At 73.5% G+C, this 22,314-nt stretch carries 18 protein-coding genes and 1 pseudogene; 12 read left to right on the top strand and 7 right to left on the bottom strand.

What is annotated here, in order from left to right:
* Positions 1-6 precede the first annotated feature (6 nt).
* Together NX794_RS13270 and NX794_RS13265 are read right to left on the bottom strand one after the other, a co-directional pair.
* Positions 7-480: a roadblock/LC7 domain-containing protein gene (locus NX794_RS13270; protein WP_258778687.1), complete on the bottom strand. Its 474-nt coding sequence runs from the start codon at positions 478-480 to the stop codon at positions 7-9.
* Positions 477-2,963, bottom strand: a complete 2,487-nt coding sequence (locus tag NX794_RS13265; RefSeq protein ID WP_258778686.1) for an ATP-binding protein — start codon at positions 2,961-2,963, stop codon at positions 477-479. The genes NX794_RS13270 and NX794_RS13265 overlap by 4 nt, the downstream gene beginning before the upstream one ends.
* Positions 2,964-3,228: 265 nt before the next feature.
* Between NX794_RS13265 and NX794_RS13260 the strand changes: the two genes are divergently transcribed.
* Together NX794_RS13260 and NX794_RS13255 are read left to right on the top strand one after the other, a co-directional pair.
* Entirely contained in the window at positions 3,229-4,188 is a 960-nt protein-coding gene (locus NX794_RS13260; protein ID WP_258778685.1) for an ABC transporter substrate-binding protein, read from the top strand.
* Positions 4,189-4,207: 19 nt separating this feature from the next.
* Positions 4,208-5,941, top strand: coding sequence for an aromatic amino acid ammonia-lyase (locus NX794_RS13255; RefSeq protein WP_258778684.1), 1,734 nt, complete (start codon positions 4,208-4,210; stop codon positions 5,939-5,941).
* A 46-nt stretch (positions 5,942-5,987) separates the two neighbouring features.
* On the opposite strand, the gene NX794_RS13250 is transcribed toward NX794_RS13255, so the two are convergent.
* On the bottom strand, positions 5,988-6,443 hold the full coding sequence (locus NX794_RS13250) for a tellurite resistance TerB family protein (RefSeq protein WP_258778683.1): 456 nt from the start codon (positions 6,441-6,443) through the stop codon (positions 5,988-5,990).
* Between the two features lie 160 nt (positions 6,444-6,603).
* Between NX794_RS13250 and NX794_RS13245 the strand changes: the two genes are divergently transcribed.
* From NX794_RS13245 to tatA, 3 genes are read left to right on the top strand one after another with little or no spacing between them, the layout of a single operon-like run.
* Positions 6,604-6,972 carry an ArsR/SmtB family transcription factor gene (locus NX794_RS13245; protein WP_258778682.1) on the top strand — a complete coding sequence of 123 codons (369 nt, stop codon included), beginning with the start codon at positions 6,604-6,606 and terminating at the stop codon, positions 6,970-6,972.
* 4 nt (positions 6,973-6,976) lie between these two features.
* Positions 6,977-9,580: an HAD-IC family P-type ATPase gene (locus tag NX794_RS13240; RefSeq protein WP_309505986.1), complete on the top strand. Its 2,604-nt coding sequence runs from the start codon at positions 6,977-6,979 to the stop codon at positions 9,578-9,580.
* A gap of 25 nt (positions 9,581-9,605) precedes the next feature.
* Positions 9,606-9,794, top strand: coding sequence for a Sec-independent protein translocase subunit TatA (gene tatA, locus NX794_RS13235; protein ID WP_258778680.1), 189 nt, complete (start codon positions 9,606-9,608; stop codon positions 9,792-9,794).
* Positions 9,795-9,809: 15 nt separating this feature from the next.
* Here the strand turns inward: tatA and NX794_RS13230 are convergent, their stop codons facing one another.
* Positions 9,810-10,283 (bottom strand): DUF6114 domain-containing protein, encoded by a 474-nt coding sequence (locus tag NX794_RS13230; RefSeq protein ID WP_258778679.1) that lies wholly within the window; start codon positions 10,281-10,283, stop codon positions 9,810-9,812.
* On the bottom strand, positions 10,277-10,975 hold the full coding sequence (locus NX794_RS13225) for a DUF6230 family protein (RefSeq protein ID WP_258778678.1): 699 nt from the start codon (positions 10,973-10,975) through the stop codon (positions 10,277-10,279). Before NX794_RS13225 ends, NX794_RS13230 begins: the two co-directional genes overlap by 7 nt.
* A 619-nt stretch (positions 10,976-11,594) precedes the next feature.
* Between NX794_RS13225 and NX794_RS13220 the strand changes: the two genes are divergently transcribed.
* Positions 11,595-12,245, top strand: coding sequence for a Tat pathway signal sequence domain protein (locus NX794_RS13220; RefSeq protein WP_258778677.1), 651 nt, complete (start codon positions 11,595-11,597; stop codon positions 12,243-12,245).
* A 161-nt stretch (positions 12,246-12,406) separates the two neighbouring features.
* Here the strand turns inward: NX794_RS13220 and NX794_RS35895 are convergent.
* Positions 12,407-12,514 (bottom strand): annotated as a pseudogene (locus NX794_RS35895) (chitin-binding protein); the annotation flags it as partial.
* A gap of 600 nt (positions 12,515-13,114) precedes the next feature.
* Here NX794_RS35895 and NX794_RS13210 point away from each other — a divergent pair.
* From NX794_RS13210 to NX794_RS13190, 5 genes are all read left to right on the top strand, one after another.
* Entirely contained in the window at positions 13,115-13,762 is a 648-nt protein-coding gene (locus NX794_RS13210) for a ScbR family autoregulator-binding transcription factor (RefSeq protein ID WP_258778676.1), read from the top strand.
* A 22-nt stretch (positions 13,763-13,784) separates the two neighbouring features.
* Entirely contained in the window at positions 13,785-14,960 is a 1,176-nt protein-coding gene (locus NX794_RS13205) for a damage-control phosphatase ARMT1 family protein (protein WP_258778675.1), read from the top strand.
* Between the two features lie 148 nt (positions 14,961-15,108).
* A complete protein-coding gene (gene cyc2, locus NX794_RS13200; RefSeq protein ID WP_258778674.1) occupies positions 15,109-17,271 on the top strand; it encodes a germacradienol/geosmin synthase Cyc2 in 2,163 nt (720 codons plus the stop codon).
* A gap of 368 nt (positions 17,272-17,639) precedes the next feature.
* Complete coding sequence (locus NX794_RS13195) at positions 17,640-18,767, top strand: aminopeptidase P family protein (RefSeq protein WP_258778673.1); 1,128 nt, start codon at positions 17,640-17,642, stop codon at positions 18,765-18,767.
* A gap of 50 nt (positions 18,768-18,817) precedes the next feature.
* Entirely contained in the window at positions 18,818-19,768 is a 951-nt protein-coding gene (locus tag NX794_RS13190; RefSeq protein ID WP_258778672.1) for a phosphotransferase family protein, read from the top strand.
* 41 nt (positions 19,769-19,809) lie between these two features.
* On the opposite strand, the gene treZ is transcribed toward NX794_RS13190, so the two are convergent.
* The gene (treZ, locus tag NX794_RS13185; protein WP_258778671.1) at positions 19,810-21,555 is read right to left on the bottom strand and encodes a malto-oligosyltrehalose trehalohydrolase; all 1,746 of its coding nucleotides are present in this window, start codon (positions 21,553-21,555) and stop codon (positions 19,810-19,812) included.
* A 176-nt stretch (positions 21,556-21,731) separates the two neighbouring features.
* Here treZ and NX794_RS13180 point away from each other — a divergent pair, with 176 nt between their 5' ends.
* Positions 21,732-22,283 (top strand): FHA domain-containing protein, encoded by a 552-nt coding sequence (locus tag NX794_RS13180; protein WP_258778670.1) that lies wholly within the window; start codon positions 21,732-21,734, stop codon positions 22,281-22,283.
* The last annotated feature ends 31 nt before the right edge of the window (positions 22,284-22,314 follow it).

Below are 22,314 nucleotides of genomic sequence, written 5' to 3'. Positions count from 1 at the left end.
TCCTCCTCAGCGCGCCGACGCCGCGCCGACGCTGTTCTTCAGCTCCAGCACGAGCTGCGGGCTGAGCGCGGCGCCCGCGCGGTTGGCGAACAGGGTCATCTCGTAGGCGATGTTGCCGAGCTTGGCCTCCTTGTCGGTGACGACGCCGAGCACGGCGCCGCTGCCGATCGCGGAGACGAGCACATGGCCGCCCTCCAGGTCGATGATGACCTTGTTCAGGCCGCCCAGGCCGTAGTTGCCGGAAGCGCCCGCGGCCAGGCTGGTGATCCCGGAGACGATGGCCGCGAGCCGCTCGGAGTCGGCGGGCTCGCGCAGTTCCGACACGGCGATCAGCAGACCGTCGGAGGACACCGCGATCGCGTCGACGACGCCCGCGGTCTCGGTCGCGAAACGGTTCAGCAGCCAGGTGAAGTCGGCCGCGGCCGCCTTGAGATCGCCCGGCGTGCCGCCCGTCGGATTGTCACCTGTCGACGTGCTCACTGCTCGGCTCCTTCCGGAAGGTGGTTCTGGTCGTGGGGCGGGGTGCCCGCCCGCTGTGCTCCCGCGGCGGGGGTGCCGGGGGCGGGGTGGCCGCGTGGCAGGTCGGTGTCCGTGGCGGTGGCGGGCGCGTCCGGGCGGGCGAGGCTGACCGTGTCGCTGTCCCGCTGGGCGCGGGCCACGGCGGCCTCGAACTCCTCCAGGGCGTCCCGCTCGGCCTCGGCGTCCCGGGCGGGCACGGCGGCCGGCGCGGTGGGCGCGGCACCGGTGGTGGTCCGCAGCGTGGCGCCCCGCACCCGGCGGCGCAGGGGGCGGGCGGCGTCGGTGCCGGGCTCGGTGGGGGCGGCCGGAGTGGCTGGTGCCGCGTCGGCCGTCGGCGTGTGCTCCGGGCCGGGCTCCGGATCGCGGCGCGGGATCCGGCGGGGGAGCGGGCCGGTGCCCTCGGCGACGGTGGCGCGTGCCGGGGCCGGGGCCGGGGACGACGGGACCCGGGCCGGTACGGCGGCCGGCTTCGGCTCGGTCACCGGCGCCGGGGCGAGCAGCAGGGACGGCGGCAGGGACACCTCCGCCGTCACACCGCCGCCCGGGGTACGGGTCAGCTCGACGGCCGTCTCCCAGCGGCGGGCCAGCGCGCCCACCACGAACAGGCCCAGCACCTTGGTCGGCACCAGGTCCAGGCGCTCCCGGCGGATCAACCGGGCGTTCTCCTCGGCCAGCCGCTCGGTGCTCATGCCCAGACCGTGGTCGGTGACCACCACGTGCGCGCCCTCGGCCCCCGAGCGGACGGTGACCTCGACGGGGCTGCCCTCCGGTGAGAACGACACCGCGTTCTCCAGGAGTTCGGCGATCATCAGCGTGAGGTCGCCGATGACGTCGGGCGCGACCAGGGCGTCCGCCGCCGCGTACAGCCGTACCCGCTGATAGCCCTCGATCTGCCCGAGCGCGGCCCGGACGACGTTGGACAGCGCGGTCGGCTCTCCGTCCAGCACGCTCTCGCGGATGCCGGCCAGCAGCATCAGGCTGTCGGCGTTGCGGCGCAGTCGTACGGCGATGTGGTCGATGGAGTACAGCCGCTCCAGCAGCGCGGGATCGGTCTCACCCCGCTCCACGGCGTCGATCAGGGCGAGTTGACGTGCCGTCAGATTGCTGACCCGGCGGCCCACGTTGCCGAACATCTCGGCGGTGTTGCGCCGGCTGAGCACCTGGCGTTCCAGCAGCCCGGCGGCGGTGGTCTGCACCTGGTTGAACGCCTCCGCCAGCTCGCCGATCTCGTCGCGGGCGGTGACCGGCATGTCCCGCAGCCGGGGCGGCCCGTCGTCCTCGGCGTCGTCGTCGGCGACCCGGGCCAGTTCGCGTCCGGCCACCTCGGCGACCGCGCGCGCCGCCCCGGTGAGCGCCTGCACGGGCCGGATCACCGATCGGCGCACCAGCAGCACGAAGGCGATCCACAGCGCGAAGGCGACCAGCGCGCCGCCCAGCAGCAGACCGGCCCGCCAGCGGGCGGAGACGGCCGCGTCGTCGGCGCGGTCGGCGATCCGCCCGATCAGCGAGGTGGTGGTCGCCAGTCGGTGGCGGGCCTGTTCGGCGTAGGCGGGATAGTCGTCCAGCGCGCTCTGCACCGCCTGCCGGATCTCGTCCGGGTGCTCCGACTGGAGGCGGCCCACGTCGACCTGGAGCGCCGCGAAGGACTCGGCGATCCGGCGCTGTGCCGGGGAGTGCTCGATGCCGGCGAGTCGCTCGGCCTGCTCCTCGGTGGCGAACCGGCCGAAGCGGGCGGCCTGGTGGGTGTAGAGGTCGTAGGCGCCGACCGCGTTGGTGAACTCGATCAGCGCGTTGGTGTCCCCGGTGGTGGCCGCGAACACGTTGGTCTCGAAGGTGCCGTGGGCGGCGTCCGCGCGCAGCAGCGAGTCGAGCAGGTTGCCGGTGAAGGTGGCGGCGAGGTCGCCGTCGCGGTCGAGTCCGAGGCCGTCGATCAGTCCCTGCGCCGCGTTCGTGTACGCCGGGTCGATGTTGTCGGCGGGCAGGTACGACTGCTGCACCGTGCTGCGCAGGCTGCCCAGGCCCTCGATGTCGCGCAGCGCCCGCGCCTCGTTGTCGGGCAGCCGGTCGCCGAAGGCCGCGCGCACCTTCGTCACCTGGGCGTCGACCGCCTTCTGCGCCGCGCGGTAGGCGGCGGTGGCGGGGTGCGCGTCGCCGGACTCGTAGCGCGCGGAGAGCAGGATCGCCTGCTGGTGCTCGGCCTCCACCCGGTCCACCAGCCGGGCCACCTGGGCGCTGTTCCGCACCAGCCGGGCCGCCGAGTCGGCGCTCGACGACTGCCGGACCTGGTCGGTGAACAGGTACGACAGCAGGGCGGCGATCACCGCGAGCGGGATGCCGACCAGCAGGTTGAGTTTGCGCCGGAAGGGCCAGCGGTCGGCGAAACCCCGTGCTCCGCCCCGTACGGGGGCGTGCCGGACTGGCGCGTCCACCTGGTTCGTGGACACCGGGCCTCCTTCATGGGTGTCTCGCGGGGGGCCTCGGCCCCCCGTCAACCGCCTGCGTCACGACACCGAAGCGGGCCCCGTACACCGCTGTGGCCGATCTCGACGCGGCCGAGACTACAGGCCACTTGAGGGGTCCATGAGCGCTCCTTTCATCAAGAATCCGTTACAAAGGGACCTCCGGGCGCGCACAACTGACCACAGATCGAGTCCAATCGGTGACCTGCCGCACTTGACTGACCGAGAACCGGCTGGATTGGATCAGTACGTGACTTCGACAACCCACATCAGCAGGTCCATCCGGAAGAACCGAGGCGCGGCGGCGATCGCCCTCGCGGCGGCGACGGCTCTGCTGGCGGGCTGTTCCTCCAGTGACGACAAGTCGGACAACCCCCTGAACGAGCCGAAGGCGAGCGGTGACAGCGTTGTCGTCGGCTCGAACAACTTCGCCGAGAGCACCCTGCTCGCCGACATCTACGGCGAGGCGCTCAAGGCCAAGGGCATCAAGGTCACCTACAAGCCGAACATCGGCAGCCGCGAGACCACGTACGGCCTGCTCAAGAACGGCTCCATCTCGGTGCTGCCCGAGTACAACGGCGCCCTGCTCGCCTACCTCGACCAGAAGGCGGCGCCCAAGACCGTCGAGGACACCACGGCGGCCATCGAGGCCAAGCTCGACTCCAAGCTGACCCTGCTGAAGCCCTCGGCGGCGGAGGACAAGGACTCGGTCACCGTCAACGCGGCCACCGCGAAGAAGTACGGCCTCACCACCAAGTCCTCGATCGCCGACCTCAAGGACATCGCCAAGGACCTGGTCATCGGCGCCTCGCCGGAGTTCCAGACCAGGCAGCAGGGGCTCGTCGGCCTGAAGTCCGTCTACGGCCTGGAGTTCAAGTCCTTCAAGGCGCTGGACGCCGGCGGCCCGCTCACCCAGGCCGCGCTGAAGAAGGACGCGGTGCAGGTCGCCGACGTCTTCTCCACGGACCCGACCATCGCCAAGGAGAAGTTCGTCGTCCTCCAGGACCCGAAGAACCTCTTCGGCTTCGAGAACGTCCAGCCGCTCGCCTACAAGGGCGCGTTGAACGACACCGGAGTCGCCGCGCTCAACGCCGTCTCGGCCAAGCTCGACACCGAGGCGCTGCTGAAGCTGGCCACCGAGGTGCAGGCCGACAACAAGGACCCGCTGGACGTGGCCAAGACCTGGCTGAAGTCCGCCGGCCTCGACTGACGCGCCGCCGGCGACGGCCATGGAACCGACGACGTGGGTGCCCCCGGAACCGGGGGACACCCACGTCGCGCGGGTCGTCCTCGACGGTACGGGCCTCTCCCTGGCCGGGCTGGTCCGGCTGACCGACGCTCTGGCCGAACCGGCCGTCGACCCGCGCGCGCTCGACCGGGTCCGCCGCGCCCGCGCGACGGCCGACCGGCTCGCCGCCACCGGCCGCTGGTACGGCCGCGGTACCGGCGTCGGCGCGCAGCGCTCGGTGGCCGTGGACGCGGGCGAGGAGACCGCGCACGGGCTGCGCCTGCTGCGCAGCCACGCGGGCGGCGCGGGCCGTCCGCTGCCCGCCCGCACAGTCCGCGCGATGCTCGCCATACGCGCCAACCAGCTCCTCGCCGCCGGCTCCGGCATCCACCCCTCCTTCATCACCGCCCTCACCGACGCCCTCCGGCTCCGGGTCCACCCCGCCGTCCACGAGTACGGCGCCGTCGGCACCGGCGACCTGACGGCACTGGCCCAGACGGGGCTGACGCTGCTGGGGGAGCGGCCCTGGCTCGGATCCGGGCGAGGGGGGTCGGGCGGGGCGGCGGGTTGTCCGGGCGGCGACGCGTGGGGGGCGCCGGACGCGGGTGGTGCCGAACAGGTGGGGGACGGCCGTGGCGAAGGCGCCGGTGCGCAACGGATGCCCCGGCAGCTGACCTGGGGTCCCGAGGGGGTCGCCCGGCAGGCGCCGACCGCGACCGCGACCGCGGCCCCGGCCCCGGCCCCGACTCCGGTTCAGGGCAGCAACGACATTCCGCCCCCGTCCGCCGGTGACCTGCCCGCTCCGGTCACCCCCCGGCCCGGGGACGCCCTCGCGCTGCTCAGCAGCAACGCCCTCACGCTCGGGCAGGCCGCGCTCGCCGGGCATGAGGTGGAGCGGCTGCTGCGGGCCACCCATGCCGTGGCCGCGCTGTCCCTCGCCGCCGTGTCCGGCTCGCCGGAGGCGTACGCCGAGCCGGTGCACGCGCTACGGCCCTATCCCGGGCCCGCCCGCGCCGCCGCCGAGGTACGGCGGCTGCTCGGCCTGCCCGACCGGCCCTCCGCACAAGGGCGCCGGATCCAGGACCCGTTCGGCTTCCGGGCGTTCCCGCAGGTGCACGGCGCCGCCCTGGAGGCCTCGGACGCCCTGCGCCGGATCGTCGAGACCGAGATCAACTGCCCGTCCGAGAACCCCGTCCTCACCCCCGACGGCCACCTCTACCACCACGGCGGCTTCTTCGCCGTCCACCTCGCCCTCGCCCTCGACGCCCTGAACCTGGCCCTGCTGAAGACGGCCCAGCTCTCCGCGGCCCGGCTGTCCGCGCTGTACCGCACCGACCTCACCGGTCTGCCCGCCTTCCTCGCGACGGGCCCCGCGGGCAGTTCCGGCGCGATGATCCTGGAGTACACCGCCAACTCCGCGCTCGCGGAACTGCGCGCCGCGGCCGCCGCCCCGGCCTCTGCCGGGCACGCCGTGCTCTCCCAGGGCCTTGAGGAGGCCGCCGGCTTCGCCGGGCAGGCGGCGCGCGGCACCGAACGCGCCACCGCCGCCTACGCCACCGTCCTCGCCTGCGAACTCGTCGCCGCCGTACGGGCGTTGCGGCTGCACCCGGCGCCGCCGGCGGTAGCGGCCTTCGGCCTCGCCGCCGCCGTACTGCCCTCGGGGACCGAGGACCGGCCGCTCACCGCGGACATCGCCACGGCGACCGGACTGCTGCGGAGCCTCGCGGACCTGTGACGCCGCCGGGGGCGGAGGCGCGGTGCGCCCCCGCCCCGGCCGGACCTCAGAGGTCGAACTCGTGCGGCGGCAGGTCCAGCGCGAAGCACGCCTCGCGCACCACCGCCTGCTCCGTCTTGTCGAAGTCCCCGTCCGCACCGCCGATCACGATGCCGATCTGAACGACGGCACGCGCCTCGGCGGGCTTCTTCTTCGCCTTGGCGATCTCCTGGAGCACGCTCACCTTGCCGAAGGCGAAGTCGGCCGTCAGCTTGTCCAGATTCGCCTCGAAGCGGCGCCGCAGGTCGTCCGCCGGGAAGTTCCCCAACACCTCGTTCGTCGCGATGAGCTGGGCCACCCGCTGCCGCTCCGCCGGATCGACCGTGCCGTCGGCGGCGGCCACGAGCGCGCACATCGCCATGCTCGCGTCCCGGAACGCCCCGCTCTTCAGGTCGTTCTTCTTCGCCACCAACTGCGTCTGCATCTGCGACGCCGAGTCCTTGATGCGGTCCCACAGGGCCATGCGCACTCCTCGAATCACCGGCCGGGCAGCCCCACGGCACCCGACCGCAACTTCTACAGCACCGTAGAAACTAGCGGGACCGCCGAGAAGTTCCGTCCGCCCTAGACTGAATCCCCGACACAGACGAACCACAGTGACGACGCGACGGAGGACGGCGACAGTGGCGACAGCGCCCGGCACCGGCTACCAGGACCCCTCCGCCGAGGTGCTCGCCGAGGCGGCCGCCGCCTTCGGACTGCTCGCCTCGCCCGCCCGGCTGCACATCGTGTGGGCGCTCGTCCAGGGCGAGAGCGACGTCACGGGCCTCGCCGCACGGGTCGGCGGCGCCCTGCCCGCCGTCAGCCAGCACCTGACCAAGCTCAAGCTCGCCGGCCTGGTCCGCTCCCGCCGCGAGGGCCGCCGCCAGGTCTACTTCGTCGACACCGCCGAACAGGCCGCCGTCGTCGAGGTCGTACGCCTCCTGGTCGGCCACCTCGCCGAACGCGACGCGCCCGCCGCCGTCCCGGCACGCCGCCTCCGTGGCCTCTGAGCCCGTGACCGACACCGCTCTGCGGGTGCTGCGCCGCCTGGAGACCGGTCCCCGCGGACTCACCGAGGCCGAGGCCGCCGCCCGGCTAGCCGCCGTCGGGGAGAACATCCCGCCCCGGTCGCGCGCCCTGTCCTGGCCGGCCCGCTGGCTGCGCGCCCTGCGCGACCCGTTCACCGCCGTGCTGCTCACCCTCGGCCTGGTCTCGGCGTTCGTCGCCTCCTGGGGTACCGCCGCCGTGATCCTCGCCCTCGTCGCCGTCAGCTGTGTGCTGCGGGCCACCGGCGAGCGCCGCGCCGACCGCTCCCTCGCGACCCTGCGCCACCTGGTCGCCGGCACGGCCACCGTGCTGCGCCGCCCCGACGACACCGCCGATCCCCGGGTCCGGGAACTGCCGGTGACCGACCTGGTGCCCGGCGACGTCGTCCGGCTCGCCCCCGGCGACCTCGTCCCCGCCGACATCCGCCTGCTCAGGTCGCGTGGGCTGACGGTCAGTCAGGCCGTCTTCACCGGAGAGTCCTCGCCCGTCTCCAAGGCCGCCGCCGACCTGCCCGAGCCGCGCGCCGAGGACCATCTGTGCTTCCAGGGCAGCGTGGTGACGGCGGGCACCGCCACCGCGGTCGTCGTCCACACCGGGGCGCGCACCCGGTTCGCCGCCGCGCACCCGGTGCCGGACCACCGGGTGCCGAGCGCCTTCGACCGGTCCGTGCACGGCATCGCCCGGGTCCTGGTGCGCTTCATGCTCCTGACCCCGCCGCTCGTGCTGATGGCCGGTGCCGTGCTGCGCGGCCGGGGCCTGGAGACGCTGCCGTTCGCCGTCGCCGTGGCCGTCGGACTCACCCCCGAGATGCTGCCGGTCATCGTCACCACCTGCCTGGCCCGGGGCGCCGCCGGCCTGGCCCGCACGCGGCAGGTCGTCGTACGCCGGCTGCCCGCGCTGCACGACCTCGGCGCCGTCGACGTGCTCTGCGTGGACAAGACCGGCACCCTCACCCAGGACCGGCCCGTCGCCGCCCGCTCCCTCGGACCCGACGGCCACGACGACCCGGAGGCGCTGCACTGGGCCGCCGTCGCCGCCTGGTGGACCCTGCACCTCGCCGAACTGCCCACCCCGGACGCCCTCGACGCGGCACTCCTGGACGCCGCGGGGCCGACCGGCGAGGAGTACGACGGCCTGGCCGCCCTGCCCGTCGAACCCGGCCGGCGCCTGGCCACCACCCTCGTCGCCGACCCGCTCGGCGGCCGGCGGCTGCTGATCACCAAGGGCGCAGCCGAGGACGTACTCGACCGCTGCGACCTGCCCGGCGGCGAGCGGCGGCGGCTGCTCGCCCGCGCCGGACGTGAGGCCGCGGCCGGCCGGCGGGTCCTGGCCGTCGCCGCCACCGAACTCCCGCACCACCCGCTGTATCCGGGCCCGGGCGCCACCGGCCCCCGGGCCAGCCTCCTCACCCCCGCCGACGAACACGGCCTCACCTTCCGCGGACTGGTCACCTTCCACGACGAACCCGCCCCCGGCGCCGCCGAGTCGCTGCGCGCGCTCACCGCTCTCGGCATCACCGTGCACGTCCTCACCGGCGACCACCCCGGCACCGCCGCCCGCGTCTGCCGGGACCTGGGCCTGGAACCGGGCGAGGTGCGCACCGCGGCGGACGGCACCGGACCCCTGCCGGCCGGCGCCACGACCGTCGTCGCCCGCTGCACCCCCCGGGACAAGGCGGACCTCGTCACCGCACTGCGCGCCGCCGGCCACACCGTGGGCTTCCTCGGCGACGGCGTCAACGACGTGCCCGCGCTGCTCGCCGCCGACGTCGGCCTCGCGCCCAGGGGAGCGGTGCCGGTGGCCCGGGAGAGCGCCGACGTGGTGCTCGCCGCGAAGGACCTCACCGCGATCGGCCACGCCGTCGTCGCGGGCCGCCGCGGCAGCGCCAACATCGCCTCCTACCTCCGCGTCACGCTCTCCTCCAACCTCGGCAACGTCCTCGCGATGCTCGCCGCCGCGCTGCTGCTGCCCTTCCTGCCGATGCTCCCGGTCCAGGTACTCGCCCAGAACCTGTGCTTCGACGCCGCCCAGCTCGCCTTCGCCCACGACCGCCCCGGCGCGCCCGCGCTGCGCCGGCCGACGGTACTGCGGCCCCCCGCCCTGCTCCGGTTCATCACCGCGTTCGGCGTCCTCAACGCCGTCGCCGACCTCGCCACCTTCGCCGTCCTCGCCCTCGCCCTGCGCGGTCCCGACGCGCTGGACGACCAGGCCGTGTTCCACTCCGCCTGGTTCACCGAGAACCTGCTCACCCAAGCCCTGGTGATGCTGCTCCTGCGCGGCGGCCGGCACCTCGCCGAGGGCGGGCGGCCGGGCCCGGTCGGCTGGTCCGCCGCCCTCCTCGCCGCCGTGGGACTCGCGCTGCCGCCCAGCCCGCTCGGCGCCGCGCTCGGCATGACCGCGCTGCCCGCCGGCTACCACCTGCTGCTCACCGCCGTCCTCGGCGTCTACGCCGTGACTCTGGTCCTGGCCAGGCGCCGCCACGACCGGCGAGGCACCGGGCGGACGGACGGCCACGCGGACGGCGGCACCACGGGTTGTACAGTTGCGCAAAGCGGCAAGCTTCATCGGTGAAATGTGAGACAAAGGAGGGGCGGTCATGCTCCGCAACGGACTCGAACCCTGGCACCTGCTGGTCGTCGCGATCGTGTTCCTCTTGCTCTTCGGCTCCAAGCGGCTCCCGGACACCGCCCGCGCGCTGGGCAGGTCCCTGCGCATCCTCAAGAGCGAGACGAAGGCCATGAAGGACGAGGAGCCGGCGCCCAAGCCGCCGGCGACCGCGAGCTGATCACGAGCCCGGTCCTCAGGCCACCGGCTCCACCCGGTCGGCCACGCCCGGGTCCGCCGCCGCCCGCTCGGCACGCGCCTGCCTGCGGCGCTCGCGGCGGCTGACGCGGGGTTCCTGGTCCGGGAGCCAGCCGAAGGCGAGGCAGCTTCCGACGGCGCCGAGGAGGAGGCCGATGAAGAAGCCCCCCAGGTTGGACGTCAGCCAGGTGCCCAGGGTGACCAGGATGCCGGTGACGGAGTAGAAGAGCCGCTGCGAGGGGTTGAACAGGATCAGCAGCCCCAGCAGCAGCATCAGCGTCGGCAGCAGATAACCGGCCAGGCCCTGCATGCCGATGTGCATGACGACCTTCAGCGAGGCCTTCTCGGTCAGCAGGATCTCGCCGCCGCCCAGGGCGAGCAGCAGCCCGCCCCAGAACGGCCGGCGGGCCCGCCACGCGCGGAAGGCGGCCCTCGGTCCCCGACGGGCGCGGTCCGGCACGGCGATCAGCAACCCGAGCTGCTGAAGCCGAGCTTGAGGCCGGGCAGCTTGAACACACCCGCCGTGGTCGCGTAGTTGGTCTGCCGCAGGTTGGCGATGTGCACGGTGTCGGCCTGCTGGCTGAAGACGCCGAGCGGGCCCTTCACGCCCGCCTTGGACAGCGTGCTCGCGTCGTTGCCGATCTCGATGTTGTCGAACGCCGCGTCACCGGACAGCTCGGTCGAGTCGGTCGTCAGGTCGGTCGCGCTCACCTTCGTCTTGCCGCCGCCCGCGCGGATCAGCAGGTTGGTGCCGCCGAGGTCGACGCTCTGGCACAGGTGGTCCAGCGTGGCGTTCTTGATCGCGGAGGTGACGACGAGCACCTGGCCGCCGCTGTCCCCCGCGTTGGGACTGCCGTCCGCCATGTTGTCGAGGGCGCCGAACTGCTCGAAACCGGTGCCGGTCAGGTCGGTCGCGGTGACGGTGAACGGCATGCCGGAGATGGCGAACTGCACACCCAGCGCGCCTTGGGCGGTGAGGACGGCGAGGCCGGCCGCGACGAGCGTGGCGGGCACCGCCATCACGGCGGCCCGGCGGGCCCGGACCCGTCCGCGTCGCTCACCGCCGCCGCTCCCGGTGTCGCTCGGTGACGCGGACGGCGAACTGTGGTCGTCGGGGTTCTCGGGGGTGTTGCCGGTGGACGGGACGTGCGGGGACGAGGCCATGTCTGCTCCCATGGGCACGGATCAATGCGGGTTGGGCTTCAGTGGCGCGGTGTCCTGGCGCGGACAGCGGCTGCCGCGTACGCCTCCTCACACTCCCGGCGGGAGCAAGGGCTTTCTCGTTACGCGGCGGTAGCCTTCCAGGAAGTTACCGCCGGTTACATTGAAGGGTCAAGGGAGTTGTGGAAAAAGCGTGTCGGATGTGCGCGGCCCACGGCCTGGAGCAATAACTGGCGCTCTCTGTATTGACGTTGACAGAGCATCAGGTCTACAACTTCCCCTGTTTCCCTGGATCCGTGGCGCCGGATCCGCCGAGCGGCAGCTGCCGCGTTCCCGGCCCCGTCACGGCAACCGCTCACCCCGCACATGGCAAACGCTCACCCCGCACACGGCAACCGCCCACGCCGTACCCGGCCTTCGCACCTGCCGGAACCGGCGATCACGCGCGCCGCCGCGGGCCCGTCGCGTACGGAGAAGGCGCGACGGACCCGCGGCGGCGGCACTCCCGGGGGCATTCCCTGGAGCACTCCGCGAGCACTCCAGGAGCGCTCCAGGAGGAACCAGCCATCCCACACGGCACGGCACCTCGTCCGAAACCCCACTTCAGGAAAGAGGCACCCGCATGCGCAAGCGCTCTCTGGCGGCTCTCGCCGGCACCGTCACCGCCCTCGCCCTCGCGGCGGCCGGACCGGCCTCGGCCGCCGGCGCCGTCCTCACCACCGGCAGTGCCGGCGGCACCGCCGTGGCCGTCGGCGACACCCTCACCGCACCCCTGGCCTCCGGCACCACCGCCACCTTCTACTCCAGCGCGACCGGCACCAGCGGCGTCAAGTGCACGTCCTCGCAGTTCACCGCGAAGGTCACCGCCAACCCCACCGCACCCGGCACGGCCACCGAGTCCGTCACCGCGCACACCTTCGACAGCAGCACCTGCACCAGCAACGTCACCGGCGTCCTCGGTGTCAACGGCATCACCATCGACAACCTGCCCTACTCGGCGACCGTCGCCTCCGACGGCACCCTCAAGGTCTCGCCCCCCAGCGGCTCCGTCGTCCAGGCCACGGTCAAACTGCGCACCCTGCTGGGCACGGTCACCTGCGTCTACCAGGCGGCCGGGCTGACCGGCAAGGCGGACAACGCCGACAGCAGCATCACCTTCACCAACCAGCAGTTCGCGAAGAGCTCCGGCTCCTCGCTGTGCTTCGCCAACGGCTTCTTCACCGCCAAGTACGCGCCGGTCACCGACGCGGGTGTCCACGTCTTCGTCAACTGACCTTTTCCCGTACCGAGATCACCGCCTTCGCAGGCGGAGCAGCACAAAGGCGGCGCCCCCGGTGAGCACCAGCACCGCGGGGGCGCCGCCGTCCGTCGTACCGCCGGGTCGTGACCGGGCATCGTCAGGACCAGCCGGAACGTGCCCGCGTGCGCCATCGTCGAGGCGTACGTCATCGTCAGCCGGCCACCGGGTATCAGCCGGGTCGCCGGCCAGGCGCCCCGGGCGAGGCCGAGGCCGCGGTAGGCCGGAAGGCAGCCGCCGCACAGCCGGCCGAACGGCGCCGGCGCCGCTCGGCGGCGAGCAGGCGTAGACCCTGCTGGCCGAATCCGCCGGTGTGCCGTGCGCCCGAGCGGATCCCGCCGCCCACGACACGACCGGCGGCGGCGCCGCCGTGAGGGCCGAGGCGAGCCGCCCGCGGAGGGTCGTCCGAATCATCAGGGACATCTCCTCGCCCTGCGCGGGGCGGGAGTTCGCGGTCCCCAGTAAGGCCACCGGTCACCTGCCTGTTCAGCTAGTCCGGGGGCCCTGGGGCAGGGGGCGTGAAGTCACCGACTGGTACGGCCGTTTCGCGCCGGGTGTGCGACCCCGTTGAGGAGGCGGCCGTCGGCCTCGTATGGTGGCGATCATGGGTGCGGTGACGACCGGTCGGCGAACGCTGCGAACGGCCGGGCGGCGGCGGCCGGAACGGTCGATTTCCCAGGGAGACGGGGGCCGTCGGGGCCCTGGCGCGCGGTGCGTGACTGACACGTGTCGAGCTGCGGACGGGCGCACCCGACTCCCCGCGCCACCCGGTGAGTTATCGTGTGTGACGGGCTGGAAACAAACCGCACGCCCCGTTCGTTCAATGTGCAAGAAAGGGTCATCCGATGGCGAGGCAGTTACGCGCTGAGCAGACCCGGGCCACGATCATCACGGCGGCGGCCGACCTGTTCGACCGGCAGGGCTACGAGGCCACGAGCCTGAGCGACATCGTCGCGCACGCGAAGGTCACCAAGGGCGCGCTGTACTTCCACTTCGCCGCCAAGGAGGACCTGGCGCACGCCATCCTGGAACTCCAGGCCCAGGTCGCCCAGCAACTCGTGGCCGAGGTCGAGAGCCGTGGCTACTCCTCGCTGGAAGCCCTGATGCGCACCACCTTCGGGATCGCCCGGCTCGCCGTGCAGGACCCCGTACCGCGCGCCGGGCTGCGCCTGGTCAGCGCCGACATCGCCGTACGGCCGCCGCTGCGGCACCCGTTCACCGTGTGGCTGGACTTCTTCACCCGCAAGGTCGCCGGAGCCGTCCGGGAGTCCGATGTGCACGGCGACCTCGACGCCGCCGCCATCGCGCACTCCCTCGTCTGCTTCTTCGTCGGCACCCGCGTCGCCGGCCGCTCCATCGAACCGGTCGGGCGCCTGCCGCGCCGGGTCGCCGAGGTGTGGCACCTGATGATCCGCGGCATGGTCCCGGTGCACCGCCGCCCCCGCTACGTCACCCTGGCGACGCAGCTGGAGCGGGAGATCAGAGTCCCCTGAGGCGCGGGGTACGGTGGCGGACATGCCCGACCTCCCCACCGCGCCCGTGCTCCTCGGCGGCGAACCCGGCTCGTTCCCGCACAGCGTGCTGGCCGAACGGCACCCCGCGATCATCGAGCGGGTCCGCGGGGCGTTCCCCTACGGCCCCGCGCAGCACCGGGCGCTGGACGCGCTGCTGGCGAACTGCGCCGAGGGCGCCGTCGAGCCGCTTCCCGCCGACGCCCCGGACCGGGACCGCTGGCTGGAGTGGGACCTGGCCGAGCACACCGGGCGGTCCTGGTACGACGTGCCGTGGCTGTGGTCCGAGAGCTGGTTCTACCGCCGACTGCTCGACGCGGTCGGCTGGTTCGGGCCCGGCGCCTGGCGGGGTGTCGACCCCTTCCGGCCCTTCAAGCGGGCCGAGCTGGACGCCCCGGAGACCGATGCCGAACTGGCCGCGCTCGACGGCCTGCGGGAGCTGCCGGAGGAGGAGCGGGGCCGCGCCCTGCTGCACGGCTCCCTGTGGGGCAACCGCGCCGACCTCGGCTTCCGCATCTCCGCCGCCGGTGCCGAGGCCCACGGCCCGGCGCCCGCGCTGGTCGCCGACGACAGCGAGGCCCTGTGGTCGCTGCTGCCGCCCGGCGGGACGGGCACGCTGGTGCTGGTGGCGGACAACGCCGGCCGCGAACTCGTCCCCGACCTGCTCCTGATCGCCCACCTCCTCGCCGAGGGCCGGATCGCGCGGGCGGTGCTGCACGTCAAGCCGTACCCCTACTACGTCTCCGACGCCACCACCGCCGACGTGGTCGACGCCCTGCACCGGCTGCGGGCGGCGCCGGGCGCGGCCGGCGCGTACGGCGGCGCGCTGTGGGCGGCCCTGGCCGACGGCCGGATCGACGTCCGCGCCCATCCCTTCTCCTGTGCCCCGCTGCCGTACTCGCGGATGCCCGCGGACCTGCGCGCCGAGTTCGCCGCGGCGACCCTGACCGTCCTCAAGGGCGACCTCAACTACCGGCGCCTGGTGGGCGACCGGCTGTGGCCGCCGACCACGCCCTTCCAGCGGGTCACGGACTACTTCCCCGGGCCGGTCGCCGCGCTGCGCACCCTCAAGTCCGACGTCATCACCGGCCTGTCCGCCGACACCGAGGCCGCGCTGGTGGCGGCCGAGGACCAGCGGTGGCGGACGAACGGCACCCATGCCCTGATCCAGGTCTCCTGACCGACCGGCCCCGGTGACGAAGCCTTGGGGCGCGGGGCGCGGCACCGGACAGGCCCGAAAGTCCCGCGTTCCGGGCGCGGTTCACGCGATGGTGTGATCATGTGCGGCGCCGTGGATGGGCCTTCGGGGGCGCGGGTAGGGCCCGGCCATGACCCAGCCGTTCGAACTCCCGCACTTCTACATGCCGTATCCCGCGCGGCTCAACCCCCACCTGGACGAGGCACGCGCCCACTCGACCGCGTGGGCCCGCGAGATGGGCATGCTGGAAGGCTCCGGGATCTGGGAGCAGGCCGACCTGGAGGCGCATGACTACGGTCTGCTGTGCGCCTACACCCACCCCGACTGCGACGGACCCGCCCTCTCCCTCGTCACCGACTGGTACGTGTGGGTGTTCTTCTTCGACGACCACTTCCTCGACATGTTCAAGCGCACCCCGGACCGCGCCGCCGGAAAGGCCCACCTGGACCGGCTCCCGCTGTTCATGCCGCTCGACCCCGCGACGCCGGTGCCGGAACCGGAGAACCCGGTCGAGGCCGGCCTGAAGGACCTGTGGGCGCGCACCGTGCCCGCGATGTCCGTGGACTGGCGGCGCCGCTTCTCCGTCGCCACCGAGCACCTGCTCAACGAGTCGATGTGGGAGCTGTCCAACATCAACGAGGGGCGGATCGCCAACCCCGTCGAGTACATCGAGATGCGCCGCAAGGTGGGCGGCGCCCCCTGGTCGGCGGGTCTCGTGGAGTACGCGACCGCCGAGGTGCCCGCCTCCGTCGCCCGCACCCGCCCGCTGCGCGTCCTGATGGAGACGTTCTCCGACGCCGTCCACCTGCGCAACGACCTGTTCTCCTACCAGCGGGAGGTGGAGGACGAGGGTGAGAACAGCAACGGCGTGCTCGTCCTGGAGAAGTTCTTCGGCTGCACCACCCAGGAGGCCGCCGACACCGTCAACGACATCCTCACCTCACGCCTGCACCAGTTCGAGCACACCGCGCTGACCGAGGTGCCGGCCGTCGCCCTGGAGAACGGTCTCGCGCCCGACCAGGTCGCCGCCGTCGCCGCCTACACCAAGGGCCTCCAGGACTGGCAGTCCGGCGGCCACGAGTGGCACATGCGCTCCAGCCGCTACATGAACAAGGGCGCCCGCCGGACCTCGCCGTGGCAGCTCCCGACCGGGCGCGGCACCTCGGCCGCCGACATCGGCGCCCTGCTCGCCTCGGCGGCCCAGGACCGGCTGCGCGCCTACTCCCACGTGCCCTACCAGAAGGTCGGCCCGGCGATCCTGCCCGAGTTCCACATGCCCTACCGGCTGGAGCTGAGCCCCCACCTCGACCGCGCCCGCCGGACCCTCCTCACCTGGACGCACGAGGTCGGCATGCTGGAGGAGGGCGTCTGGGACGAGGACAAGCTGCGCGCCTACGACCTCGCGCTGTGCTCCGCGGGCCTGGACCCGGACGCCACCCCCGAGGCCCTCGACCTCAGCGCCCAGTGGCTCGCCTTCGGCACCTACGGCGACGACTACTACCCGCTGGTCTACGGCCACCGGCGCGACCTGGCCGCCGCCCGCCTCACCACGGCCCGGCTGTCGGCCTGCATGCCCGTCGAGGGGCCGCCCACGATCGTGCCCGGCGACGCCATGGAACGCTCGCTGATCGACCTGTGGGCCCGCACCACCGCCGACATGACGCCCGACCAGCGCCGCACCCTCAAGGCCGCCGTCGACACGATGACCGAGAGCTGGGTGTGGGAGCTGTCCAACCAGCTCCAGAACCGCGTCCCCGACCCGGTCGACTACCTGGAGATGCGGCGCTCCACCTTCGGCTCCGACCTCACCCTGAGCCTGTGCCGGATGGGCCACGGCCCCGCCGTCCCACCGGAGGTGTACCGCAGCGGCCCGGTGCGCTCCCTGGAGAACGCGGCCATCGACTACGCCTGCCTCCTCAACGACATCTTCTCGTACCAGAAGGAGATCGAGTACGAGGGCGAGATGCACAACGCCATCCTGGTCGTGCAGACCTTCTTCGGGGTCGACTACCCGACCGCCCTCGGTGTCGTACACGACCTGACGACCCAGCGCATGCGCCAGTTCGAACACGTCATCGCCCACGAACTACCCGTCCTCTACGACGACTTCGCCCTGACGGAGGCAGGCCGAGCAGCCATGGACGGCTACGTCCTCGACCTCCAGAACTGGCTGGCCGGCATCCTCAACTGGCACAGCAACGTCGACCGCTACCGAGACGAATGGCTCAGCACCCGAGCCCACGGCTTCCTACCCGACCGCACCCCGGCCCTCCTGGTCCGGCCGGCGGGCTGACACCCACTCCGCGTGTTCGTGGCGGGCCGGTGCGTCCCCTCCGCACCCCGGCCTGCCACGTCGGCCCATGGCTACCCTCCGCCACGCTTCGGCCAGTCTCACTCGTTCGTGTCTTGTCGGGGCCCGGTGTGACGGGTAGAGCACCAGGGGGAGGCGAGGGAGCCAGGAAGCGGAGGCGAGCGAAGCATGGAACAGACGGTGTTGCGGCCCAGGTCCATGCCCGGTCAGGACCGGTGTGGTCCCGGGACCCCCGCGGTGGTCCGCCGGCGGCGTGCCGTGTCCCGGAAACCCGCTGGTGACCGGTGGCGCCCCGGGCGATGATGGCAGCATGGCCAGGCCCCTCTTCCTCACCCGCGCCGGAGGCCCGTATGACCGGTAACGCGTCCGCGCCCTTCACCGCCGCCGACTACCGGGCCCGGATGGAGCGCGCCGCCCGCTCCGCCGCCGACGCCGGCCTCGCGGGGCTGCTCGTGGCGCCCGGCCCCGACATGGTCTGGCTGACCGGGTACACGCCCACCGCCGTCACCGAGCGGCTCACCCTGCTCGTCCTCACCCCCGGCCACGACCCCGTGCTCGTCGTGCCCACCTTGGAGGCACCCGACGCCGAGCAGGCGACCGGCGCCGGTGTGCTGACCCTGCGCGACTGGACCGACGGCAAGGATCCGTACGCCGTCACCGGGGCCCTCCTCGACGCCGGCGGCCGGTTCGGCATCAGCGACAACACCTGGGCGATGCACCTCCTCGGCCTCCAGCGCACCCTGCCCGACAGCTCCTACGCGGCCCTCACCGACGCGCTGCCCATGCTCCGCGCGGTCAAGGACGCCGCGGAACTGGAGCTGCTGGCAGCCGCCGGCGCGGCGGCGGACGCCACGTTCGAGGAGATCCGGAAGCTGCCCTTCGCCGGCCGCCGCGAGTCCGACGTCGGCGGCGACCTCGCCGACCTGCTGCGCCGCTTCGGGCACTCCCAGGTCGACTTCACCATCGTCGGCTCCGGGCCCAACGGCGCCAACCCGCACCACGAGGTCGGCGACCGCGTCATCGAGCGGGGCGACATGGTCGTCCTCGACTTCGGCGGCCTGAAGGACGGCTACGGCTCCGACACCACCCGCACCGTGCACGTCGGCGAGCCGACCGAGGAGGAGCGCCGCGTCCACGACATCGTGCGCGCCGCCCAGGAGGCCGGTTTCCGGGCCGTCCGGCCGGGCGCGGCCTGCCAGGACGTCGACCGCGCCGCCCGCGCGGTCATCACCGACGCCGGCTACGGCGCCTACTTCATCCACCGCACCGGGCACGGCATCGGCGTCACCACGCACGAACCGCCGTACATGATCGAGGGCGAGGAACAGCCCCTGGTGCCCGGCATGTGCTTCTCGGTGGAGCCCGGCATCTATCTGCCCGGCCGGTTCGGGGTGCGCATCGAGGACATCGTCACCGTGACGGCGGACGGCGGACGGCGGTTCAACGACACCACGCGTGAGATGGTCATAGTGGACTGAGCCCCAGGAGACACCCCTCGACGACACCCGGAACGGCACACGCGCTACCCATGACCCAGGCACCGACACCCACCGCGGACACCGTCCGGCGACTGGTCCGCTCCCTGCTCAAGAACGGCACGGACGACACGGACGCCTCGAACGGCGGCGGACCCGAGGTGCGGCCCGTCCGCGCGGGCCACGCGTACACCTGGTGGGTCGGCGACCGCCATGTGCTGCGCCTCGCCCCCGACCGCGACGCCTCCGTGCCGCGCCGCCGGGAGCTGCGGCTGCGGGACCTGGTGCGCCCCCACGTGCCCGTCACCGTCCCGGTCAGCGTCGCGCACGGCGACTGGGCGCCCGGCCTCGCCTGCACCCTCGACGCCCTGGTGCCGGGCGGCACCGCCGAGGAGCACGACGTGTCCGCCGTCGGCGAGGCCGACCTCGCCGGGCTGCTCACCGGGCTGCGCGCCGTCCCGGTCCGGCAGGCCGAGACCATCGGCGTGCCCCGCACCGCCCCGCGCTCCCTGGAGGCGCTGCGCCGGATGGCCGTGCACGCGGCCGAACGGCTCGCCGCCGCCGACGAGTTCGACGCCGCCCGGCTCCAGCAGCTCACCCCGGCCGGCGCGACCCAGCTCGCCGCGCAGCCCGGCCACGCCGTGCTCACCCACCACGCCCTCGTCGGCGAGCACGTGGTGGTCAGCGCGGACGGGCGGGTGCGCGGGGTCCTGGACTGGACGGAGGCGGCCGTCGGCGACCCCGCCGAGGACATCGCCCGGCTCGCCGTCGCCGTCGGCTCCCCGGCGGCCGGCCGCGCCGCCACCCTGGCCGGCTACGGCCCCCGCCCCTGCCTGCGCGGCCTGTGGCTCGCCCGCTGCGACACCGTCATGCACCTCACCGCTCACCTGGAGGGCCGCGCGACCGGCCGCGCGGCCCTGCCGCGCACCCGGCTGGAGCGGGCCTGGGAGCCGATCCTGCTGGAGCGCGTGACCGACTTCCAGGACCCCGACCCGGAGCCGTGAAGGCCGTAAGGCCGCAACAGCCGTAATGGCCTTCCGGCCGCTCAGGGCTGCGTGAGGATCACACAGGACTCGCCCGGGACCTGGAGCAGGCCGTCGGCGCCCGGGGCCGTCACCGGCTCCCAGGCCGCCAGGACCTGCGCGCGGCCGGTGCCCAGCGGGATCGCGGCCGCCTCCTTGCCCAAGTTCACCGCCACCCGCAGGTCACCGCGCCGGAAGGCCAGCCAGCGCGCCTCCTCGTCGTAGGCCGTCCTGGTGTCGGCGAGGTCGGGATCGGTCAGGTCGGGCTGTTCGTGCCGCAGCGCGATCAGCCGCCGGTACCAGGCCAGCACGCGCGCGTGCGGCTCGCGTTCGGGCTCCGACCAGTCCAGGCACGACCGGTCCCGGGTCGCCGGGTCCTGCGGGTCCGGTACGTCCTCCTCGGCCCACCCGTGCTCCGCGAACTCCCGCCGCCGGCCCCGCCGTACCGCTGCGGCCAGCTCGGGATCGGTGTGGTCGGTGAAGAACTGCCAGGGCGTGCCGGCGGCCCACTCCTCGCCCATGAACAGCATCGGGGTGAAGGGCGCGGTCAGCGTGAGCGTCGCCGCGCAGGCCAGCAGCCCGGGGGAGAGGCGGGCGGCGAGCCGGTCGCCCTGGGCGCGGTTGCCGACCTGGTCGTGGGTCTGGCTGTAGCCCAGCAGCCGGTGCCCGGCCACCCGCGCCCGGTCCAGCGGACGGCCGTGGTGCCGGCCGCGGAAGCTGGAGTACGTGCCGTCGTGGAAGTAGCCGCCGGTGAGCGTCTTGGCGAGGGCGGCGAACGGGGAGCGCGCGAAGTCGGCGTAGTAGCCCTGGGACTCGCCGGTCAGCGCGGTGTGCAGGGCGTGGTGGAAGTCGTCGTTCCACTGCGCGTGCAGCCCGAGACCGTTCTCCGCGCGGGGGGTGATGAAACGCGGGTTGTTCAGGTCGGACTCGGCGACCAGGAACAGCGGCCGGTCCAGTTCCTCGGCGAGGCCGTCCACCGCCGCCGACAGCTCTTCGAGGAAGTGCCGCGCGCGGGTGTCCCACAGCGCGTGCACCGCGTCCAGGCGCAGCCCGTCGATCCGGTAGTCCCGCAGCCACGCCAGCGCGCTGCCGAGCAGGAACGCGCGCACCTCGTCCGAGCCGGGCGCGTCCAGGTTCACGGCCGAGCCCCACGGCGTGTGGTGCGTGTCGGTGAAGTACGGCCCGAACAGGGGCAGATAGTTGCCGGAGGGCCCCAGGTGGTTGTGGACGACGTCCAGGACGACACCCAGACCGAGTTCGTGCGCCCGGTCGACGAACCGCTTCAGTGCCTCGGGGCCGCCGTACGGCTCGTGCACGGCCCACAGCGACACCCCCTCGTACCCCCAGCCGTGCCGCCCCGGGAACGGGCAAAGCGGCATCAACTCCACGTGTGTAATGCCCAGTTCCACCAGGTGCTCCAGCCGGGCCGCCGCCGCGTCCAGGGTGCCCTCGTCCGTGTACGTGCCCACGTGCAGCTCGTACAGCACCGCGCCCGGCAGCCCGCGCCCGTGCCACCGCGCCCGCCACGTGTACCGCTCGTGCTCCACGACGGCGCTCAGGCCGTCCGGGCCGTCCGGCTGGCGGCGCGAGCGCGGATCGGGCAGCACCGGACCGTCGTCCAGCGCGAACCCGTACCGGGTCCCGTCCTCCGCCTGAGCCGAACCGGTCCACCAGCCGGTCCGGTCGGGATCGCGCGCCAACGCGCGCGTGGCGCCCGCGCACTGGAGCGTCACTCGGTCTGCCTGCGGTGCCCACACCTCGAACTGCACGGACGGTTCCCCTTCGTCTGTCCACCGTGTTGTCCCGCGGCTCCATCGTGCCGCCCCGGCGATCAATACGCCCTCGAATCCACTGTTTCCCGCCGGGTGTCGCGGAAGTACCCGTACCCGGGCATCGATTTCCGCGTTTCTGGACACTCGGGGTTCACTGACCGACAATCACCTGCGTGACGTCGTCCTTCGAGTTCTCCCTCTACCCCGCGCGGCTGTCCGACGCGGAGCGCGACAAGGCGCTGCAGGCGCTGCGTGACGGCGTCGCCCTGGGCAGGCTGTCGCACGACACCTTCGTGCGCCGCATGGAACTGGCGCTCGTGGCGCGCCGCTCCGACGAACTGGCCGCGCTCGTCGCCGACCTGCCCCGGGAGAACCGCTTCTCCCGTGCGGTGTTCGGCGGCGTCGAGGCCGTCTCCGGGTTCACGGTACGACTGCGCCGGGCCTGGCAGGCCGAGCGGTTGCCCAAGCTGCTGCTGCCGCATCCGGCGCACACCCGGCCGCTGCGGATCGGCCGGGACCCGGTGAGCGGGCTGCGGCTGAACCACGAGACGGTCTCGCGGGCGCACGCCGAACTCAGCAACCAGGGCGGCCTGTGGGTGCTCAAGGACCTCGGCTCCACCAACGGCACCACCGTGAACGGCCGCCGGGTGATCGGCTCGGTCGTCGTGCGCGAGGGCGACCAGGTCGCCTTCGGCCGGGTGGCGTTCCGGCTCGCGGTGAGCTAGCCGGGCGCGCGGGTTCCGCCCCGTTCGGGTG

It is taken from the genome of Streptomyces pyxinicus (genome assembly GCF_024753135.1).
GTDB lineage: Bacteria > Actinomycetota > Actinomycetes > Streptomycetales > Streptomycetaceae > Streptomyces > Streptomyces pyxinicus.
This window is presented reverse-complemented; position numbering and strand designations above follow the sequence as displayed.